The following is a 19,299-nucleotide window of genomic DNA, read 5'->3' as shown; positions in this document are numbered from 1 at the left end:
CGGCTATCCTGGCCGCCACACCGGACACGGGGTGCCCTGCGACAGGGCTGAGATCACACCCGTCGAACCTGAACCAGTTAGCACTGGCGGAGGGATGTCTTCATGTCGTTGTCGCATGCCCGGGACGAGCGCGCCGCTTTCGGCGGGCGCATGCCCACCGCGCCCGGCGATCTGCGCGTCGAGGCGCACGGGATAGCCCCGGTCCCCGAGGACCGGCGCTACGGCGGCCCCGGGCGGCTGTTCACCGTCTGGTTCGCGCCCAACCTGACCATGACCGGCGTCTTCACCGGCACCGTCGGCATCGCGCTGGGCCTGGACTTCGGCACCGCCCTCGCCGCCGTCGTGCTCGGCACCCTCGTCGGCGCCGCGCCCACCGCGTATCTCGGCACCTGGGGCAGCCGGACCGGGGCCGGGCAACTGCCGCTCGCACGGCTGGCGTTCGGGCCTGGTGTGGTGCTGCCGGGCGCGCTCCAGTGGCTGTCCTCGATCGCGTGGGACGCGCTGATCGGTCTGTTCGGCGGGGACGCGCTGGCGCAGTTGTGCGGCTGGCCGTTCTGGCTGGGCGTCCTGGTCATGATGGCCGCGCAGGGTGCGCTGGGCGTGCTGGGCTACGAGGTGATCCACCGGCTCCAGACCGTCATGACCTTCGCGCTCGCCGCCGCCTTCGCGGTCCTCGCGACCAAGCTCCTGAACGGTGTCGACCCGGTGACCAGCGGGTCCGTGCACGGCGCGGACCGGGCCGGCGCCTTCGTCCTGACCTGCACCATCGCCCTGAGTCTGGCGCTGTCCTGGGCCCCCTACGCCAGTGACTTCAGCCGCTATCTGCCGCGCGAGACGTCCCGGCCGCGGATGTTCTGGTGCACGCTGGGCGGGATCAGCGCCTCCTTCGTGGCGGTCCAGACGATCGGGCTGTGGGGCGCCTCGGTCTTCACGGACCAGACCGCGCGCGGCGTCGACACGCTGCTGGGCGGCGGCGCGCTCGGGGCGTTCGGGCTGCTCGCGGTCGCGCTGGCCGCGCTGTGCAGCAACGCGATGAACGACTACAGCGGTTCGCTGGCGTTGCAGACGATGGGTGTACGTGTGCCGCGCCCGGTCGCCGCGGCGCTCGCCGCCGCCCTCGGCTTCCCGCTGGTGCTGTGGATGCACGCGGCGGACACCACGGCCCGCTTCCAGAACGTGCTGCTCCTCGTCGGCTACTGGATCCCCGGCTTCGTGGCGATCGTGTCCGTGGACTGGCTGGTGCGGGCGAGGGACCGGCGCGGCGCCCCCGTCGACCTCGCCGCCGAGCACGCCCGGCCGCGCCCGTGGTGGCCGGCGCTCGCCGCGTTCGCCGCGGCCTTCGCGGCGGCGGTGCCGTTCATGAGCACCGGCCTGTACGTGGGCCCGGTGGCCGAGGCGCTGCACGGCGCGGACCTGGCGTACGGAGTGGCGTTCCTCGTGGCCCTCGTGGTGTACGCCCCGCTGCGGATGCGCCGGCGCCCCTGACCGGGCTCACTCCTCGACGGTCCACGGCCAGACCGCCCGGCGGCCGTTCTCGATGAGGCCGGCCATCCGGAACGCCGCGTCGGTGAGCCCGCCGAAGGTGTGCCGGTTCGGGCCCGTGGGACCGTTGGCCGGCCGGTACCCGGCGAGGTTCCAGGTGTGGACCGGGACCTTGCGCGGCACCGGGTCGGACCCCCGGGGGCCGTAGGGCAGGGCCTGTTCGTCGGTGACGAGCAGCACCCGGTCGTGGTCCAGGTAGTGGGTGCGCAGCGCCTTCGTGGTGTCGGTGCCGCCGAGCCGGTGGAACCGTTCCAGCACGTCCAGGACCGGTTCGCCGGGTGCGTACGGGACCGGTGCGCTGCGCCAGCCGAACTCCACCAGGTCCGCCTGCTCGGCACGCAGGGCGAGCGCGGTGCCGAACACGGCGGCCGCGTCGGCCCGGCTGAGCGTGGACCGTTCGGAGACGGTGTCGAAGAACATCGAGTCGGACCGGTCGACCAGGACCAGCGTCCGGCCGGGCAGGGCGGGCACGTTGGCCAGGCAGTGGCCGAGTGCCGCTTCCAGCGCGGCGGCCCAGCGCGGTGCGGCGTGCCGGTGGGCGGCGAGGTAGCGGAACGGGAACTGCCGGGAGCGGGCCACCTCTTCGGGGTCCGCGATGCGTGCGGCGACCCGGTCCGCGACCGCGTCCGTGATGCGGGCCTCGTCGAAGTTGCGCAGGTTCCGCAGGAGCGCCATGGGCCCCATGACGGGGATCAGCGCCTCCCAGACGGCAGCGTCCATCGGCCCGTGCAGCCAGCCCGCCACGGACTCCCAGGTCATGCCGGCCTCGGCGAGCCGGTCCGCGCCGCCGGGCCCCGTGATCAGGGCCCGCCGCTCGCCCGCCGGGGTGTCCAGGAGCGCCCGGTGGGCGGTGAGCAGCCGCTCGCCGGCCGGGGCCTCGGCCCGCTCCGGGTGGTGGCGGCGGTCGAGGGCGTACCGGAAGAGCTCGCCCTGCCAGGGCTTGGCCGGGTCGGGCGACGCGTGCACCAGGTTGAGCACGTCACCGAAGCGGAAGTCCCTGGACGCGGTGTCGTACTTCAGCAGGGACCGGGACGTGTAGAGCCTGCGTACGGCGTCGGCGACGCCCCGCTTCACGGGCTGCGGGACCTTGCGCCCGTACGTCGCGATCCAGTGCGCGAGCAGTTCGCCGGCCTCGTCGGCGCGTTGGAGCACCGAGTCGACGACGGACCGGTTGGAGGGCCCGTCGCAGGTCCCGGCCGCGAGCCGTGCGCGTACGTACGCGGCGGCGCCGACCAGGGACGCGGTGCGCATGTTGCCCTCGCCGCGCAGCCAGCGCAGCAACCCGGCCGTCCACGCGGGGTGCTCGACGGCGAGGCGGGCGACGAGGGCGGTGTACCGGTCGTCGCGGAACGCGCCGCTCTCGTAGAAGGTCTCCTGGGAGACGAAGTTGCCGACGGCAAGGAGGAAGAGTTCCTCGCGGGGCTCCCGCACGTGGGCCGGGCCGCCCTCGTAGGTATGGAGGTTGCGCGCGGTCGAGCCGGGCACGGGCCGGGTGGCGGCGAGGTGGCGGGCGGCGGCCGAGACATGCGGGGCCACCAGCATCTCGGACCAGACCTTGGAGACGCGTCGGGAGTGACGAGGCAGGGAATCCCCCCGGATTCAAAGAGTTCTGGACGCGCCCGCGCCCGGCGAGATCAAGGGAAAGGGCGGCGGCATCACTTGGAGTGTCAGAAGGAAGTAGCCGCAGCCGGGCGCATCGCCGGGCGCGGGCGCGACGACAACGTACAAGAGCCTCCGCCGGGTGCGCCACCGAATTACGGCGCACCCCGACTGCCGTCTCTTTTGGCACTATTGACCCAGATGAAACCGGCGAGCGCATCGCCGAGCACCCGGTGGACGGGCCGGAACAGATCTCCCGGGCCGTCGCCCGCGCACGGGAGGCTCAGAAGGGATGGGCCGCGCTGCCCGCCTCCCGGCGCCCCGACCATCTGCTGCGCTGGAAGAAGGCCACCGCGACCGAGTTGGACGCGGGGCCCGGACCATCTCGGAGGAGACCGGGAAACCGGCCGGCGGCGCAGCGTCGCACATGGTGCTCACGCTGGAGCACCTGGCCTGGGCCGCCCGCAACGCGGAACGCGTGCTGCGCCGCCGGAAGGCGGGCACCGGTCCTCTTCACCGTCCACCAGCGGGCGTCACTGGTGCACCGGCCGCTCGGCGTGATCGGGGTCGTCGGCCCCTGCAACTACCCTCCCTCGGCTACGCCCTGGCGGCCGAGAACGCGGTGGTCTTCAAGCCCTCCGGACCGACCCCGGGCACCGGACTCCTGCCGGCCCGGCTGTTCGACGCGGCCGTGCCCGCCCGCGCCAGGCTGCTCACCGTCGTCACCGGGCCGGGCTCCACCGGGGACGCCCTCGCCAGGGCCGGGGAGGCGGCAGAGGCGATGCGACGGCACATCACGAGCGCGGCACGCCCGGCAGGCGGGCGGCTCCGCAGGAGCACCGAAGACCCGGGCAGGAAGCCCGAAAGGGGAGCATGTACAAGGAAGGCGACTTATGCGCCTTATGGCGGCTTGATGCGTCGCCGTTCTTCGCGCGTTCACCACGGCGTTGAGAATTTACGTACCGAATGACCGATATGCGGCTTCGGCTTAACCGTATCGCGACCTGACCAGCCTTGACGTGATCACGGGCAGTTGGAATCGTCAGCACAGGCGCTGTCGAATCGGGCAGCCGCCACGAATCGGCTCATTCCGACGCAAGGTTGTCGCTTCATGCCCGGCGCACTGCTCACTCCCGCCCCACGTACCCGTGCAGCACCGTCAGCACACAGCAGACTCCCTCATCGGAACGTCTTCGCGCCAATCATTTTTTGACCTCGAGAGTCCGCACGTCCTGTCCGAGCGCTCGTAACCCGGTGCCCGGTCAACGCGGCCAAGCGTCCAGTCACTCACCGGATCTGCGGGCCCAATTTTCAAGAAAGGCCGGCTCACAGTGCTGCGTTATATCGCCCGCAAAGCAGTCGGCTGGTTTTTGATGATCGCAGTCGCAACCAACCTGACGTACTTCCTCGCTAATGCATTCCTTAAGCCTGCGTCGAACTACACCGCGTTGCGACCGCCTCGAACTCCAGCCCAGATCAACCGATCACTGGCGCAATTCAATCTCAATCCAGACAAACCGATCCTGGATCGGTGGTGGGACTGGATTTCCGGGATCGTGACCCATTTCGACTGGGGTCAGTCGCCGACCGGGGGCAGTGTCAACGAACAGGTCGCCTACCGGATCTTCGTCAGCGGTCAGCTGGTCATCGCATCGACGATCCTGTCCATCATCATCGGCGTCGGGCTGGGTGTGTACACCGCCTCGCGCCAGTACAAGGCCGGCGACCGGGTGTGGCAGGGAATCTCCGTGATCTCCTTCAACACGCCCTCCGCCGTGGCCTCGCTCGGCGTGGTCCTCGCGGCCATCTGGCTCAACCAGTCCCTCGGCGACACGCTGCTGCCCGTCGCCGGAGCGCAGAGCCCCGAAGTCGCCGGTTTCTGGCCGGTCCTGGGGTCGAGAGTGATGCACGCGATCCTGCCCACGATTTCGCTGACGTTCATTTCCTACGCCGGGTACCACCTGTTGCAGCGTTCACTCCTGCTGGACAACATCAACTCCGATTACGTGCGCACCGCACGGTCCAAGGGGCTGACCCGGCAACAGGCCATCTACCGGCACGGACTGCGGACTTCGATCATTCCCGTCGCCACCCAGGTCGCCTTCGCGATGCCCGCCCTCTTCACCGGCGCGGTCATCACGGAAACGGTCTTCGCGTGGCACGGCATGGGTGAGTACTTCACCAAGACCATCAGCACGAACGATGTGCACGGTGCCGTCGCCGTCGCGGCCTTCGGCGCCCTCATGACGGCCATCGGCGCGATCCTGGCCGACCTCGTCGTCGTGGCCCTCGACCCCAGGATCAGGGTGAGCTGACGTGGCCCTCAACATGCCCGGCGCCGGAACCGCCTCCGAGGAGGCCCCGGAGACCGCCGAAGTCCTGGAGCCCGGCGCGTCCGGCGGCAAGCGCCTGTCCCCGACGAAGCTCTACGTGCGCCGCTTCGCGCGCAACAGGCCCGCGCTCGGCGGGATGATCCTGTTCGTCCTGCTGGTGCTCTTCTCCGTGTTCGGCCGGTACCTGACCCACTGGAACTACGAGGAGGCGGACTTCGCCGCTCTTTCCGTGGCCCCCGGGGTCGGCGGCCACCTCCTGGGCACCAACAGCGCGGGCAACGACGTCTACGCCCAGCTCGTGCACGGCCTCGGCAGGTCGCTGATCATCGCCGTGACGGTGTCGCTCATGACGACCGCCATCGCCGGCCTGTTCGGCACCACCGCCGCCTACTTCGGCGGCAAGATCGAGCGGGCGATGCTCGGTTTCGTCCACTTCCTGCTCATCCTGCCCTCGTTCCTCATCATCGCGCTGGTCGGTACGCACTACCGCGGTGAGTGGCAGGTCCTGGTCGTGGTGCTCACGCTGTTCGGCTGGATGCTGACCGCCCGGGTGATCTGGTCCCTGGCCACGTCCCTGCGGGAGCGCGAGTACGTGATGGCGGCCCGTTTCATGGGCGTCAGCGCGTTCCGGACCATCGTCCGCCACCTGGTGCCCAACATCGGCTCCCTGCTGATCGTGACGTTCACCCTCGGTGTCGCCTCGACCGTGCAGTCCGAGACGGCACTCTCCTTCATCGGGTTCGGCGTCAAGCAGCCCGACGTGTCCCTCGGTTCCATGCTGGCCGACGGGCAGAACACCCTGTCCACCGCTCCGTGGCTGTTCTACATGCCGGCGGCCCTGGTGGTCCTGCTCACCGTGGCCATGGCCCTCGTCGGTGACGGTCTGCGCGACGCCCTGGACCCCACATCGCAGTCTGGAGGCCGCGCATGATCGAGCAGCGCGCAGTCACTACCGAGCCCGGCACGCAGCGGGCCCTGCTGTCCGTGCGTGACCTGAAGGTCGCCTTCCCCTCGGAGGCCGGCCGGGTGGACGCCGTACGCGGTGTCTCCTTCGACCTGCACCGCGGCAAGACCCTCGGCATCGTGGGCGAGTCGGGTTCCGGCAAGTCCGTCACGTCGATGGCCGTCATGGGGCTGCTTCCCGAGTACGCGTCGGTCACCGGCGAGATCCTGCTCGACGGGAAGAACCTCCTCGACCTGGACGACCGCCGGATGTCCAAGGTCCGCGGACAGCAGATCGGCATGATCTTCCAGGACCCGCTCTCGTCGCTCACCCCGATCTTCAGCATCGGTGCCCAGATCGTCGAGTCCCTCCAGATCCACCAGGACATCTCGTCCGCGGTCGCTTGGAAGCGGGCCGTCGAGCTCCTGGACCTGGTCGGCATCCCCAACCCGGACCGCCGGGCCAAGGGCTTCCCGCACGAGTTCTCGGGCGGTATGCGGCAGCGGGCCGTGATCGCCATGGCCATCGCGAACGACCCCGACCTGATCATCGCCGACGAGCCGACGACCGCCCTGGACGTCACCGTGCAGGCGCAGATCCTGGACGTCCTCAAGACGGCCCAGCGGGAGACCGGCGCCGCGGTCATCATGATCACCCACGACCTCGGGGTGGTGGCCGGCTCCGCCGACGACGTCATGGTGATGTACGCCGGACGCCCGGTCGAGCACGCCGGGGTGGACGAGCTGTTCGCGCAGCCCCGGATGCCGTACACCATCGGTCTGATGGGCGCGATCCCCCGCCTGGACGACCGCGACCGGGAGGCCCTGACCCCGGTCCCGGGGACCCCGCCGCTGCTGGTGAACCTGCCCGACGCCTGTCCCTTCGCGGCGCGCTGCCCCGCGGTCGAGGACGCCTGCCGGGAGGCCGAGCCGCCACTGCTGACCATCGGCGGGGCCGGCACCAGTGCCGCGCACTCCGCCGCCTGCCGGCGGGCCGAGGAGATCGAGGACGGCGCCATCGGCGGCGAGCCGATCTTCCCCGTCCCGGCCGCGCGCGAGGACCGCGCCGCGGAGGTCCCCCGTGAGGACCGGCCGAAGGTCCTGGAGCTCTCCGGGGTCACCAAGACCTTCCCGCTGACCAAGGGCGGCCTGCTCAAGCGCAAGGTGGGCACGGTCTTCGCCGTCAACGGCATCGACCTGGACATCCGTGAGGGCGAGACGCTCGGCCTGGTCGGCGAGTCGGGGTGCGGGAAGACCACCACCCTGCTGGAGATCATGGGGCTGAAGCCGCCGGAGCAGGGCAGCATCTCGGTCTGCGGCCAGGACACGGCCGGCCTGAAGCGGAAGCAGGACATCAACGCCGTCCGCCGCGACATGCAGATGGTGTTCCAGGACCCCATGGGCGCGCTGGACCCCCGCATGACGATCTTCGACATTCTGGCGGAGCCGCTGCGCGCGGCGGGCGAGCGCGACAAGAAGGTGCTCAGTACCAAGGTCGCCGAGCTCATGGAGCTGGTGGGGCTCGACCCCGAGCACCGTGACCGCTTCCCCTCGGCCTTCTCCGGCGGGCAGCGGCAGCGCATCGGCATCGCGCGGGCGCTCTCCACCAAGCCCCAGCTGCTGGTGCTCGACGAGCCGGTCTCGGCGCTCGACGTGTCGGTGCAGGCGGGTGTCATCAACCTGCTCAACGACCTCAAGTCCGAGCTGGGTCTGTCCTACCTCTTCGTCGCCCACGACCTGTCGGTGGTGTGCCACATCTCCGACAGGGTGGCGGTGATGTACCTGGGCCGGATCGTCGAGATCGGCGACACCGACGCCGTCTTCGACAACCCCAGGCACCCGTACACCAAGGCACTCCTCTCCGCGATCCCGCTGCCCGATCCGGTGGCGGAGCGCACCCGGGAGCGCGTCCTCCTGGAGGGCGACCTTCCCAGCCCCACCGACGAGACGCCGGGCTGCCGGTTCGTCTCCAGGTGCCCACTCCACACCACGCTGTCGGAGCCCCAGAAGGAACGGTGTCGCGGGGTCACCCCCCTGCTCACCGACAGGGGCGACCCGGACCACCGCGACGCATGCCATTTCGCGGGCACGACCACGTCTGTCGACAACTAACCCAGTCAGAAAGGCCAAGGCCGTCATGAGAAAGATCTCTCTGAGCCTGGTGGCGCTCGCCGCCGCCTCGTCTCTCGTCCTCACCGGGTGCAGCAGCGACTCCAACGACTCCAAGGAGCCGAAGTCGAAGGGCGCCACCTCGGAGAAGGACGTCCTGACCTCGTACAACCCCCAGCCTGCGAGCAACCTGAAGCAGGGCGGCAAGCTGACGCTCCCCATCGTGGAAATCCCCGACCAGCTCAACGCGCTGAACGGTGACGGGTCGCTCTACACGTCGAAGATCGCCTGGTTCTACATGCCGCAGCTGTCCTTCAACGACCCGAAGGGCAACATCACCTTCAACAAGGACTACCTGACCGACGTCAAGCAGGAGACGGTGGGTGGCAACACCCAGGTCACGTACACCATCAACCCGAAGGCCAAGTGGAACGACGGCAAGGACATCGACTGGACGTCCTTCCGTGACACCTGGACCGCGCAGAACGGGAAGAACAAGGAGTACAACGTCGGCTCGACCGACGGGTACTCCAGCATCACCTCGGTGAAGCAGGGCAAGGACGCCAGGCAGGCGATCGTCACCTACAAGGGCACGTTCGTCTACTGGAAGTCCCTCTTCTACGCGCTCGTCAACCCGCACATCGCCAAGCCCGCGGACTTCAACAAGGCGTACGTGAGCAAGCCGCACCCGGAGTGGGGCGCCGGCCCGTACACCATCGCCAAGTTCGACGCCAAGGGTGGCACCGTCACCTACAAGCCCAACCCCAAGTGGTGGGGCGAGAAGGCGCACCTGGACGAGCTCACCTTCGTCCAGATGGAGTCGAGCGCCAGCATCAACGCGTTCAAGAACGGTCAGATCGACGGCGTCTCGGCGGCCAACGCCGAGGAGCTCAACCAGGTGAAGGGCGTGAAGGGCACCGAGCTGCGCCGCGGCACGACCACCTCGAACAACCTCCTGGTCTTCAACAGCACCTCGCCGCAGTTCAAGGACGTGGCGGTGCGCAAGGCCGTCATGGAGGGCATCGACCGCTCCCAGCTCGCTAAGATCACCTTCCAGGGGATGGGCTACACCGAGCCCCTGCCCGGCTCCTTCACCCTCTTCCCGTTCCAGAAGGGTTACCAGGACACCTTCGGTGACCTGGTGAAGTTCAACGCCGAGAACGCGAAGAAGGAACTGGACGCCGCCGGCTGGAAGGCCGGCTCGGACGGTATCCGCGCCAAGGACGGCAAGAAGCTGGAGCTGAGCTTCCCGACCATCGGTGACAGCTCCACCGTCAAGGCCCGTGCCACCGCCATCGCCCAGATGATGAAGAACATCGGCGTCAAGGTGAACATCGAGGCGCACCCGTCCGCCGACTTCAACAAGGTGTTCACCAAGCGCGCCTTCGACATCTTCGGCATGGGCTTCATCTCCAGCGACCCGAACGGCATGCTCTACATCTGCCAGATGTACTGCTCCGACTCGACGCTGAACGTCTCGCGCTCGGTCCCGAAGAGCATGGACGAGGAGACCAAGGCCGTCACCAACCTGCCGACCCTGGACGAGCAGATCAAGGCCGGCAACATCGTCGAGAAGAAGGCCATGGAGACCTACGGCATCATGCCGCTCCACAACGGCCCCACCATCTGGGCCGTCAAGAAGGGCCTCGCCAACTTCGGCGCCGCCCAGTTCTACGGCAACTACGGCAACATGGGCGCCCCCGAGCTCATCGGCTGGCAGAAGTAATCCCTTCCGGGGTTCCGCGGCACTGACGCGGAACCCCGGGGGCCCGGTCCCACCAGCCGTACACACGAAGCCGCCCGGCAAGCCGCACCCGGCCTGCCGGGCGGCTTCGTGTCCGTGCGGGGCGCTCTACACGGCATCCGGCGACGGCCCGCCGCCGCCGATGAATTCGACGAGCCGCTCGGTGAGCCAGTCCGGCTCGTCGAGCGAGACGAAGGCACGCGATTTCTCGGCGATGGCGACCGTGCTACGGGAAAAGCAGCCGGCCAGCTTCTCCGCGTGCCCGAACGGGAAAAGGGGGTCCTTCCGCGACCAGACGATAAGGACGGGCCCTTCGAACCGGTGCAGTTCCTCCGCCACCGCCGAGGTGACCGCCGGCCGCAATCCGTCCAGCAGCTTGACGAAATCCCGCTGCACACCGCGGTTGCCCGGCAGTTCACCCAGCATCTCGTCGATCCGGTCCGTCGGGACCTTGCTGCGTGCCACCAGTGCCATCAGCGCCCGCTTGGCGAGGCCCAGCCTCAGCATCCGCCCCACCACGCCGACGGCGCCCGGGATCCCGAGCAGCGCGCGCATGGGGACGAGGAGTTTCGGGGGGCAGTTGTCGAAGGCGTCCGAGGGCAGGAGCACCAGGCGCTCGAAGAGTTCCGGTTCCCGCGCCACGGCGATCTGGGCGATCGCCCCACCTGTGTCGTTCCCCACCAGCACGATGGGCCCGGGGAGCTGCCGCGCGATGTCCAGAACACGCGCCGCGTGCGCCTCCAGGGAGCAGTCGGCGTTCGGGGCCAGGGGGATACGGTGCCCGCCCAAGGGCAGGTCGGGGAGCACCATGTGGCACCGGTCGCGCAGTCCCGCGATCAGCGGGTCCCACACGTGTCCGTTGACCATCAGGCCGTGTACGAACAGGACCGTTCTGCCCTGTCCGACGCGTCGTACGTCGATCCGGCCGCCGGCCGTCTCCACCGTGATCGTCCCGCCGGTCATTTCGGATACCTCCCGAGAATGATCAAGGGCCGGTTTCGGATGATTCCGAAACCGGCCCTGAATCGCGACTTCACAAAGTCGGGACGACAGGATTTGAACCTGCGACCCCTTGACCCCCAGTCAAGTGCGCTACCAAGCTGCGCCACGTCCCGCTGCCACTTCCCCGGTCGGGCCGGGTGGCGGCTGCAGGGCAAACATTACCTCACTCGGTGGACCGGATCGACGCGCGTGCCTGCTGGGCGCGGGCGGCCAGTCCTTCGGCGCCGCAGGCCGTGGCCAGTTTGTGGGCGCGGGCCAGTTCGCGGGGCGAGCGGGTGGCGATGCCGTGGTCGACGAGCGCCTGGGCGAACTCGTATCCGGAGGGCGACGCCTCCAGGTGGCGGACCGCCTCGCCCAGGAGGTGCACGGCCTCCTCCGGGCGGGCGAAGAGGGCCACGCAGCGCAGGGCCTCGCCGATGGCGGTCTCCGTGCCGAACCGCTCCGCGTGGACCCGGGCGGTGTTGGCGAGCTGGGCGGCGCGGCCCGGGTCCTCGTCGGCCAGGGCGCGTGCCAGGTCGCCGGCCCAGGGGCCCCAGATGCCGTTGAACCGGCCGCGCGGTTCCAGGGACCGCCCGGCGGCCTCCAGCTCGGTCACCGCTTCCTTCGTACGGCCTTCGGCCAGGAGCAGGCGGCCACGGACGCACGGCGCGTCCGGCAGCACCATGGCGCTCGGGTACGGCAGACCGAAGTCGTACTGGTCGGCGACCTTGCGGGCCTCGGGGACCCGGCCCCGGGCCAGCAGGGTGTCGATGAGCAGGCAGGCCGCGTCCCAGTGGACGGGGAGTCCGCTGCCGACGCGGTCCGCGAGGCGCAGTCCCTCGCGCAGGAAGCCCTCCGCCTCGGCGAGCCGGCCGCGGCGGCGGTGGACCAGGCCGAGCAGGGTGTGCGCGAAGGCCAGGTGGGCGCCGCTCCAGCCGGAGATCTCGAAGGCCCGGACCGCCTCGCCGAAGAGCTCCTCGGCGCGGTCGAGCCGGTCCGTGAAGGCGTAGGTGATCCCGACCATGGCGGGGAGCTCGAAGCCCCACTCGGAATCGGTCCAGCCGAGTCCGCGTGCGGGGTGGCCGTCGGCGAGGGCCCGCTCGCAGAAGTCGACGACGATTTCGGCGTTCTCGCCGCGCAGCATGGCGTCGAAGGCGCGCAGGGTGAGGAGGGCGCGTTCGGCGTTGTCCCGGCCGGTGAGGTGGTCGGCGTTGGCGGCGAGCCGGCGCGAGCGGCCCGGTCCGTCCTCCTCGGTGGCCTGCATGCCCTCCCAGAGGAAGTGGGCGGCCTGCAGGCGCATCAGGCCGGGTCCGGGCGCCGTGCGCTCGGCCTCGGCCGCGAGGGCCAGGGCCGCTTCCTTGAGCTGGTTGTTGTGGGACAGCGCGGCGGCGAGCCGGAACGTGGCGTCGACCCGCAGGTCGTCGGCGAGGCCGGGCATGTCCAGGGCGGCCCGCAGGTGCTGCACGGTGGTGGCCGGGGAGCTCAGGAGCGTCGCGCAGCCCAGCTCGTACAGCAGGGTGGCGCGCACGTCGTGGCGCGGCGGCTCGTCGAGCGCGCGCTCCAGGCAGCGCCGGGCGGCCTCGGGGGCGCCGACGGCGAGGTGCTGATTTGCGGCGGCCCGCAGCTGCGTGACGAGTTCCTGGTCGTCGTCCGGGTGGACTTCGAGCAGGTGGCGGGAGGCCGCGGCGGGGCCGAGACCGGCCTCGGTGATCGCCCAGGCGGCCCGCCCGTGCATGGCGGTGCGGGTGGCCGGCGGGATCGAGCGGTAGATGGCGGAGGCGATCAGCGGGTGCACGAACTCCAGCGGGTCGAAGCCGCTGACGATACGGGCCTCGCGCAGCCGGGCGGTGCAGTCCGCCGCCTCGGCGGAGCTCATCCCGGCGAGCCTCGCGGCGAGGTCCTGGGAGATGTCGGTGCCGAGGACGGCGGCCGCCCAGGCGAACCGGTTGGCGTTGGTGCCGAGCCGTTCGAGGCGGGCGACGAGACCGCTGCCCCGGGCCGAGGCGCCGAGTTCGCGCAGGAGCCCGGCGGACTCCTCCAGCGGGACCAGTTCCTTGTCCTGGACCTTGGCGACGAGCTCGACCGCCTCGTACGGGTTGCCGCCGGTGACCGCCCAGACCTCGCGGCAGAACGGGTCGTCGGCGTGCTCCCCGAGGGTGGCGCGGACCAGCTCGGCGGTGGCGTCCGGGGTGAGGGCGCGCAGGGCGACGCGGATCTGCGCGGGGTGGCCGCCCGCCGCGTTGCGCGCGGCCTCCCGGGCGGCGAGTTCCTCGGGGCGGTGCGCCTGGACGACGAGGACGCGCAGGTCGCCGAGGCGGGCGGTGAACGAGGAGAGCCAGGCCAGGGATTCGCCGTCCGCCCAGTGGGCGTCGTCGATGACGAGGAGCAGCGGGCGGTGGCTCAGCCGGGAGGCCAGCCGTTTCACGACGTAGTCGAGGCCGTCGCGCACACCCTGCGGATCGGGCTGCGGGCCGGACGGCTCGGCGAGGCCGAGGGCCGGGGCGGCGATGTCGAACCAGGGGCCGAACAGGGCCCGTACGTCGTCCGGCGGGAACTGGTTCAGTGCGGGCTGCAGCAGCTGCCGTACGACGTGGAACGGCACCGAGGTGACCGTCTCACCGCCGCGTGCCGACCAGATCGTGCACCGGTCCGCCGCCATGGCCTGGATCTCCTCCAGGAGCGCGGTCTTGCCGATGCCTGCCTCGCCGCTGTAGATCAGCAGCCCGCCGGTGGCCTGCGCCCCGCAGAGCGCGTCGATGGCGTGTGCGGCAGTGGCGAGTTCCGGTTCGCGCTCATAAAGCGGCCGGGACGGCTTCATGCCTACCCTCCCCCAAAGTGGTGACCATGGTGGCTGAGCCTAGTCGCGCGCGGGGTCGCACCGACAGGGGTTCGGACAGTTCGCCGCAGGTGCGGGGCACAATCGGTGGTGTGAACGAGACACGCAGGGACCGGGATACCGAGGGACGGGCGCACAACGCGCGCCCCCGCGACGGGCTGGGACGCCCGTTGCCGTACGGGACCCCGGGGGTGGAGCGGCAGCCGGAGGGTGTCGAGCGCACCGCCGGTGAGACCGTCCGGGAGGCGCAGCGGCTGCTGGACGCGGGAATGCCGTTCCACGCGCACGAGGTCTTCGAGGACGCCTGGAAGTCGGGCCCGGACGGGGAGCGGGAGTTGTGGCGCGGGCTCGCCCAGCTGGCCGTGGGCCTGACCCATGCCGCCCGGGGCAACGCGACGGGCGGGGCACGGCTGCTGCGGCGGGGTGCGGCGGCGCTGGAGGCGTACGGGCCGGGTGAGGCGCACGGTATGGGGCTCGGGGAGCTGACCGGCTGGGCGCGCGAGCTGGCGGCGCGGGTGGAGGGCACGGGCGCGGGGCCGGTCGACGCGGCGACGGAGGCGCCGAGGCTCCGAGCGGGCTGATTCCGGGGCGGCGAACTCGGCCTGGTTTCGACGGTGTTGGTTGACAACGGCGAACAGGCCCGGGTGGAACCATTACGATCCGGCGTCATGAGCACTTCTGACCAGGACCGGGCCGTGGACGCGCCGATAGCCGAGGAGACCGCCGACGACACGGCGGAGGCGAAGGCCGAGGACGTGACGGACGACCTCGCCGACGGCCTCGCGGCGGGTGAGGACACCGGCGAGCGCCGGCTGACCCCGCGCCAGGCCAGACGGTTGCGCGTCGTGCTCTCCTCGGTGGGAATGGCGGCGATGGCGGTGGTGCTCGGGCTGCGGCTGGCGAGCCGCGCCTCGGTCCTGGTGGTCGGGGTGTACGGGCTGGCACTGATCCTCTGCGGGATCGTGATCGAGCTGAGCCGGAACGGACGTACCCGGCTGGGGAGTTGGCTGCTGGCCGTCGGGCTGGTCGCGGCGATCGGATCGGACTGGCTGCTGATTCCCTGAGCGGTACGGGGGTCAGGCGACCCGGATGCGCACCGCGCCGCCCTCCGGGTCGACGCGATCCAGCCAGTGGGCGGTGAGGGCGAAGGAGCTTCCGGGCGGGACCGACCGTGCCAGGCGCCGGCGGTGCAGCGGAGCCCCGTCCTGGCTGACGACGAGCAGCGGTGCGGTCAGCCGTCGGCCGGTCCGCAGCAGGAATCGGCGTCCGTCGGGCCCCGTGAGGTTGGGGGCGATCCATTCCAGCGGCGCCGCGACCGCGAGCGGTGGTCCGCCCTCCGGCCAGGTGCCGGTGGCGAGGTGGCGCAGCACGGGCCGGGTGACGGCCCGGCCCTCGCGCGCGGCGGTCGCCGCGCTCTCCCCGCCGTGCAGGAGGTTCCCGACGGCGAAGACCCCGGGCTCCCGGGTGCGGTACGCGGGGTCGTGGGCGGGCCCCTTGGTGCCCGGGTCCAGCGGCAGGCCGCCGCGCCGGGCGAGCTCGTGGTCCGGGATCCAGTCGGCGGTGAACACCACGGTGTCGCAGGCCAGTGTGGTGGTGCGGCCGTCCTCGTGGCGCACGCCGACGCCCGTGAGGCGGGGGCGGCCGGTGAGCGCGGTGACGGTGGTACGGGTGAGCAGAGGTGCGCCGCCGGCCGGCCGTACGGCGGAGAAGGGGCGGGGCGGGTGCTCCGTGAGGCGGGCGACGAGGTGGACTCCGGCGGTGCGCAGGGTGTCGGCCGCGGCGAGGGCGACCGGCTCGTCGCCGACGACCACCGCGCGGGTGCCGACGTGCTGGTGGTGGAGGTGGACCGCCTGCTGGAGTTCGCCGGTGGTGTAGACGCCGGTGGGCCGGGTGCCGGGGACGAGCCGGGCGGCGCGGGGGCGTTCGCGGGCGCCGGTGGCGAGGACGACGGCCCGGGCGGTGATGCGTTCCAGGCCGCCCGGGCCGGTGGCGTCGAGGGTGCGCGGTCCCGCCCAGCCGGTGACGGTGATGCCGGTACGGAGGGTGGCGCCGGCCTCCGCGGCTTCCGCCGCGCAGTGCAGCGCGTATGCGGGCCCGCTGAGGTCGCCGGTCCGGCGCGTACCGAATCCGCCGTGGGCGCAGTGCCGTGGGATTCCGCCCGCCTCCTGGTCGCGCTCCAGGACCTCCACCTCTCGCACTCCTGCGGCGGCGAGGCCGGCGGCCGCGGCGAGGCCGGCCGGTCCGGCCCCGACGACCAGGACGTCGACACGGCGTTCGCGGCGGGTCACGCGCGGGCCTCCTCGATGCGGGCGCGGAGCGCGGCCCCGCAGTGGAAGCCCTGACAGCGTCCGTTGCCGGCCCGGGTCCTGCGGGCGAGGCCTTCGGCCGAACGGGGCGGGAGCGTCGAGGTGAAGGCGTCGCGGATCTCGCCCTCCGTGACGCGTTCGCAGTGGCAGATCACGGTGCCGTACGCGGGGTCGCGGGCGATCCGTTCGGCGTCGAGGTACGGCCGGCCGTCCGTTTCGCCGAGGTTCGGCATGGTGAGAGGGACCAGGTCACCGGGTACGCCCGGGTCGAGTCCGGCGTCGGGGAGGAGGGAGACGACGTATGCGGCGATGGCCATGGAGGCGGTGAGCCCGGTGGAGCGGATGCCGCCGACGGTGATGAGGCCCCGGTCGGGATGGGCCGTGATCCGGTAGTCCTCCTGCCCGGTGGCCGCCCGCAGGCCGGCGTAGACGGCGGTGACCTCCTCGTCGAGCAGCCGGGGCAGGACGCGGCGTCCCTTCTCCCGGAGCAGGGCAAGGCCTTCCGCGGTGGACTCGGTGGCCGCCTTGTCGTCGATGTCCTCTGCGGTGGGGCCGAGCAGGACGTTGCCGAAGACGGTCGGCGCCACCAGGACGCCCTTGCCGGCGGCGGTGGGCACGGGCAGCAGGATGTGGTGGACCAGGTCGCGGGCGAGCTTGTCGAAGACGATGAGCTGGCCCCGGCGCGGGCGCACGGTGAAGGTGTCGGGGCCGAGCAGGCGGTCGACGGCGTCGGCGTGCAGCCCGGCGGCGTTGATCAGCAGGCGGGTGCGCAGGGTGCCCCGGCCGGTGGTGAGGGTGTGCAGGCCGTCGGCGTACGCGAGGTCCTGGACGGGGCAGTCCAGGTGGAGGTGGACCCCGGCCAGGACCGCCTGGGTGGCGTAGGCGAGCGGGGTGGTCCAGGGGCAGATGACGGCTTCGTCGGGGATCTCCAGCGCGCCGAGCGCGCCCGGCCCGAGGTGGGGTTCGCGCGCGGCGGTCTCGTCGGCGTCCAGCAGCCGGGCCGCGTGGTAGCCGTTGCGTTCGGCTTTGGCCAACAGGGCCGGCAGGGCGTCGAGTTGTTCCCGGTCCCAGGCGACGAGGAGGGCGCCGACGCGTTCGACGGGGATGCCCGTGCGGTCGGCGTACCCGGCGAGCAGCCGCTGCCCCTCGCGGACGAGACGGGCCTCCAGGGTGCCGGGGACGGCGTCGAAGCCGGTGTGCAGGATCGCGGTGTTGGCCTTGGATGTGCCGTTGGCGATGTCGTCGGTGGCCTCGACGAGGGCGGTGCGCAGCGGGTGGCGGGCCAGTTCGCGGGCGATGGCGGTGCCGACGACTCCCGCGCCGATGACCGTGACGTCGTACGGCGGGCCGTCGGGCAGCGGGTGTCCGGCGCGGGTGACGGTGGGCGTCGTCGCGGTCGTCACGTAGCGCTCACGACCGCTCCAGCAGCGCGCGCACGTCCGCGCGGAAGGCGCCGAGGCGTGCGGCCGCCTGGTCGGAGCCGATGCGGGGTTCGTAGACGGCGGCCGGCTTCCAGTCGGGGACGGCCCGGTCGAGCGGGAGGGCGGGGTCGGCGCCCATGCGGGCGACGGCGCCGACGCCGAGCGCGGTGACGTCGGGCAGCGCGGACACCTCGACGGGGCGTTGCAGGAGGTCGGCCTGGGTCTGCATGAGGAGGGTGGAGCGGGTGAGACCGCCGTCGACGCGCAGGACGGACAGTGGCGTGCCGCGGTCGGTGGCGACCGCGTCGGCGAGCTCGGCCACCTGGGCGGCGATCCCCTCGCACAGGGCGCGCACCAGGTGCCCGGCCGAGGTGTCCAGGCCGAGCCCGGTGACCGAGCCGCGCAGGTCGCCGCGCCACCAGGGGGCGGCGAGGCCCGCGAGCGCGGGGACGAAGGTGACGCCGCCGGAGTCGGGGACGGTGGCGCCGACGGGGTCGAGGTCGGCGGCCCCGGAGATCACCCCGAGGTCGGTGAGCCAGCGCACCGCGGAGGCCGCCGTGTAGACCTGGCCGTCCAGGCAGTAGCTGGTGTGCCCGCCGAACCGCCAGGCCACGCAGCTGACGAGTCCGCCGGCGCCCCGGCACGGCGTCGCTCCGGTCCCGGCGAGGAGGAACGCGCCCGTCCCGTAGGTGCACTTGGCGACGGACGGGTCCAGGGCGCTCTGGGCGAGCAGGGCGGCCTGCTGGTCGACGAGGAGGCCGGTGAGCGGAAGGTCGCCGCCGAACGCGCGCGTCGTGCCGAAGTGGCCGGCCGCGTCGACCACGGCCGGCAGCCGTTCGTCGCCGAGGCCGTAGACGTCCAGCGCGGCCGGTGACCAGGCGACGCCGTCCAGGTCGAGCAGCTGGGTGCGTCCGGCGGTGGCGGCGTCCGTGACGAAGGCGCCGGTGAGTTGGCGGACGAGCCAGGCGTCGCTGGTGGTGACGACGCCTTCCCGGGTCCGTTCGCGGCGGATCCAGGCCATCTTCGGAGCGGCGAAGTAGGGGTCGAGCGGAAGGCCGGTGATCCGCTTCAGCTCATCCCCGTGGTCGGCGAGTTCCGCGCAGATGCCCGCGGAGCGGCGGTCCTGCCAGACGATCGCCCCGGTGAGCGGGCGCCCGGTGTCCGGGTCCCAGGCGAGGACGGTCTCGCCCTGGTTGGCGAGCCCCACGGCGTCGACGGTACCGCCCGATTCGGCCAGGGCCCGCTGCCCGGATTCGACGACCGATGCGAGTAATTCGGCCGGGTCCGTCTCGACGGCTCCGCCGGGGCCGTACCGGAGCCGCACGGGGGCGGAACCGGAGCCGATCACGCCTCGTTCGGGGCAGATCACGAGCGCCTTCGTTGCCGATGTGCCCTGGTCGATTGCCAGCACCGGGCCTGTCATCGGTTCTCCAGCGGTACGCAAGCCGGGGGCTTGAACGGAATCGTGATCTTCGGTCGCGGCCAC

The 19,299-nt window shown here is 71.6% G+C and carries 13 protein-coding genes, 1 tRNA gene, 1 pseudogene and 1 riboswitch; of the genes and pseudogenes, 8 read left to right on the top strand and 7 right to left on the bottom strand.

All coding sequences use genetic code 11. The features are described 5' to 3' along the window. Nucleotides 1–17 precede the first annotated feature (17 nt). A riboswitch (TPP riboswitch) is annotated at nucleotides 18–112 on the top strand. Continuing rightward, a complete protein-coding gene (locus OG242_RS29550; protein WP_405901055.1) occupies nucleotides 103–1,485 on the top strand; it encodes a purine-cytosine permease family protein in 1,383 nt (460 codons plus the stop codon). Its footprint overlaps the riboswitch before it by 10 nt. Before the next feature lie 6 nt (nucleotides 1,486–1,491). Here the strand turns inward: OG242_RS29550 and OG242_RS29545 are convergent, their stop codons facing one another. Beyond that, nucleotides 1,492–3,084 carry a TROVE domain-containing protein gene (locus OG242_RS29545; RefSeq protein WP_405901054.1) on the bottom strand — a complete coding sequence of 531 codons (1,593 nt, stop codon included), beginning with the start codon at nucleotides 3,082–3,084 and terminating at the stop codon, nucleotides 1,492–1,494. Nucleotides 3,085–3,206: 122 nt separating this feature from the next. Here OG242_RS29545 and OG242_RS29540 point away from each other — a divergent pair. The 5 genes and pseudogenes from OG242_RS29540 (at nucleotide 3,207) to OG242_RS29520 (ending at nucleotide 10,251) form a co-directional block, all read left to right on the top strand. Beyond that, a pseudogene (locus OG242_RS29540) lies at nucleotides 3,207–4,111 on the top strand (aldehyde dehydrogenase family protein). Nucleotides 4,112–4,472: 361 nt separating this feature from the next. Continuing rightward, complete coding sequence (locus OG242_RS29535) at nucleotides 4,473–5,456, top strand: ABC transporter permease (RefSeq protein ID WP_405901053.1); 984 nt, start codon at nucleotides 4,473–4,475, stop codon at nucleotides 5,454–5,456. Between the two features lies 1 nt (nucleotide 5,457). Beyond that, entirely contained in the window at nucleotides 5,458–6,405 is a 948-nt protein-coding gene (locus OG242_RS29530) for an ABC transporter permease (RefSeq protein WP_405901052.1), read from the top strand. Continuing rightward, nucleotides 6,402–8,528 (top strand): dipeptide ABC transporter ATP-binding protein, encoded by a 2,127-nt coding sequence (locus OG242_RS29525; protein ID WP_405901051.1) that lies wholly within the window; start codon nucleotides 6,402–6,404, stop codon nucleotides 8,526–8,528. The genes OG242_RS29530 and OG242_RS29525 overlap by 4 nt, the downstream gene beginning before the upstream one ends. A 25-nt stretch (nucleotides 8,529–8,553) precedes the next feature. Further along, nucleotides 8,554–10,251, top strand: coding sequence for an ABC transporter family substrate-binding protein (locus OG242_RS29520; RefSeq protein WP_405901050.1), 1,698 nt, complete (start codon nucleotides 8,554–8,556; stop codon nucleotides 10,249–10,251). Nucleotides 10,252–10,377: 126 nt separating this feature from the next. On the opposite strand, the gene OG242_RS29515 is transcribed toward OG242_RS29520, so the two are convergent. From OG242_RS29515 to OG242_RS29505, 3 genes are all read right to left on the bottom strand, one after another. Further along, nucleotides 10,378–11,232, bottom strand: a complete 855-nt coding sequence (locus tag OG242_RS29515) for an alpha/beta fold hydrolase (RefSeq protein ID WP_405901049.1) — start codon at nucleotides 11,230–11,232, stop codon at nucleotides 10,378–10,380. Nucleotides 11,233–11,310: 78 nt separating this feature from the next. After that, nucleotides 11,311–11,384 (bottom strand) — tRNA-Pro (locus OG242_RS29510). Nucleotides 11,385–11,434: 50 nt separating this feature from the next. Then, nucleotides 11,435–14,068 carry an ATP-binding protein gene (locus OG242_RS29505; RefSeq protein ID WP_405901048.1) on the bottom strand — a complete coding sequence of 878 codons (2,634 nt, stop codon included), beginning with the start codon at nucleotides 14,066–14,068 and terminating at the stop codon, nucleotides 11,435–11,437. A gap of 110 nt (nucleotides 14,069–14,178) precedes the next feature. On the opposite strand from OG242_RS29505, the gene OG242_RS29500 reads away from it, so the two are divergent. After that, nucleotides 14,179–14,667 (top strand): DUF309 domain-containing protein, encoded by a 489-nt coding sequence (locus tag OG242_RS29500; RefSeq protein ID WP_405901047.1) that lies wholly within the window; start codon nucleotides 14,179–14,181, stop codon nucleotides 14,665–14,667. 87 nt (nucleotides 14,668–14,754) lie between these two features. Beyond that, nucleotides 14,755–15,150, top strand: coding sequence for a hypothetical protein (locus OG242_RS29495; protein WP_405901046.1), 396 nt, complete (start codon nucleotides 14,755–14,757; stop codon nucleotides 15,148–15,150). 12 nt (nucleotides 15,151–15,162) lie between these two features. Here the strand turns inward: OG242_RS29495 and OG242_RS29490 are convergent, their stop codons facing one another. From OG242_RS29490 to OG242_RS29480, 3 genes are read right to left on the bottom strand one after another with little or no spacing between them, the layout of a single operon-like run. Next, nucleotides 15,163–16,374 (bottom strand): NAD(P)/FAD-dependent oxidoreductase, encoded by a 1,212-nt coding sequence (locus OG242_RS29490; protein WP_405901045.1) that lies wholly within the window; start codon nucleotides 16,372–16,374, stop codon nucleotides 15,163–15,165. Beyond that, the gene (locus OG242_RS29485; RefSeq protein ID WP_405901044.1) at nucleotides 16,371–17,795 is read right to left on the bottom strand and encodes an NAD(P)/FAD-dependent oxidoreductase; all 1,425 of its coding nucleotides are present in this window, start codon (nucleotides 17,793–17,795) and stop codon (nucleotides 16,371–16,373) included. The genes OG242_RS29490 and OG242_RS29485 overlap by 4 nt, the downstream gene beginning before the upstream one ends. A 7-nt stretch (nucleotides 17,796–17,802) precedes the next feature. Beyond that, nucleotides 17,803–19,236, bottom strand: a complete 1,434-nt coding sequence (locus tag OG242_RS29480; RefSeq protein ID WP_405901043.1) for an FGGY family carbohydrate kinase — start codon at nucleotides 19,234–19,236, stop codon at nucleotides 17,803–17,805. Nucleotides 19,237–19,299 lie beyond the last annotated feature (63 nt).

This window comes from Streptomyces sp. NBC_00727 (genome assembly GCF_045161745.1).
Taxonomy (GTDB): domain Bacteria; phylum Actinomycetota; class Actinomycetes; order Streptomycetales; family Streptomycetaceae; genus Streptomyces.
Note: the sequence above shows the minus strand (reverse complement) of the source record. Positions and strands in the feature narration are given on the sequence as shown.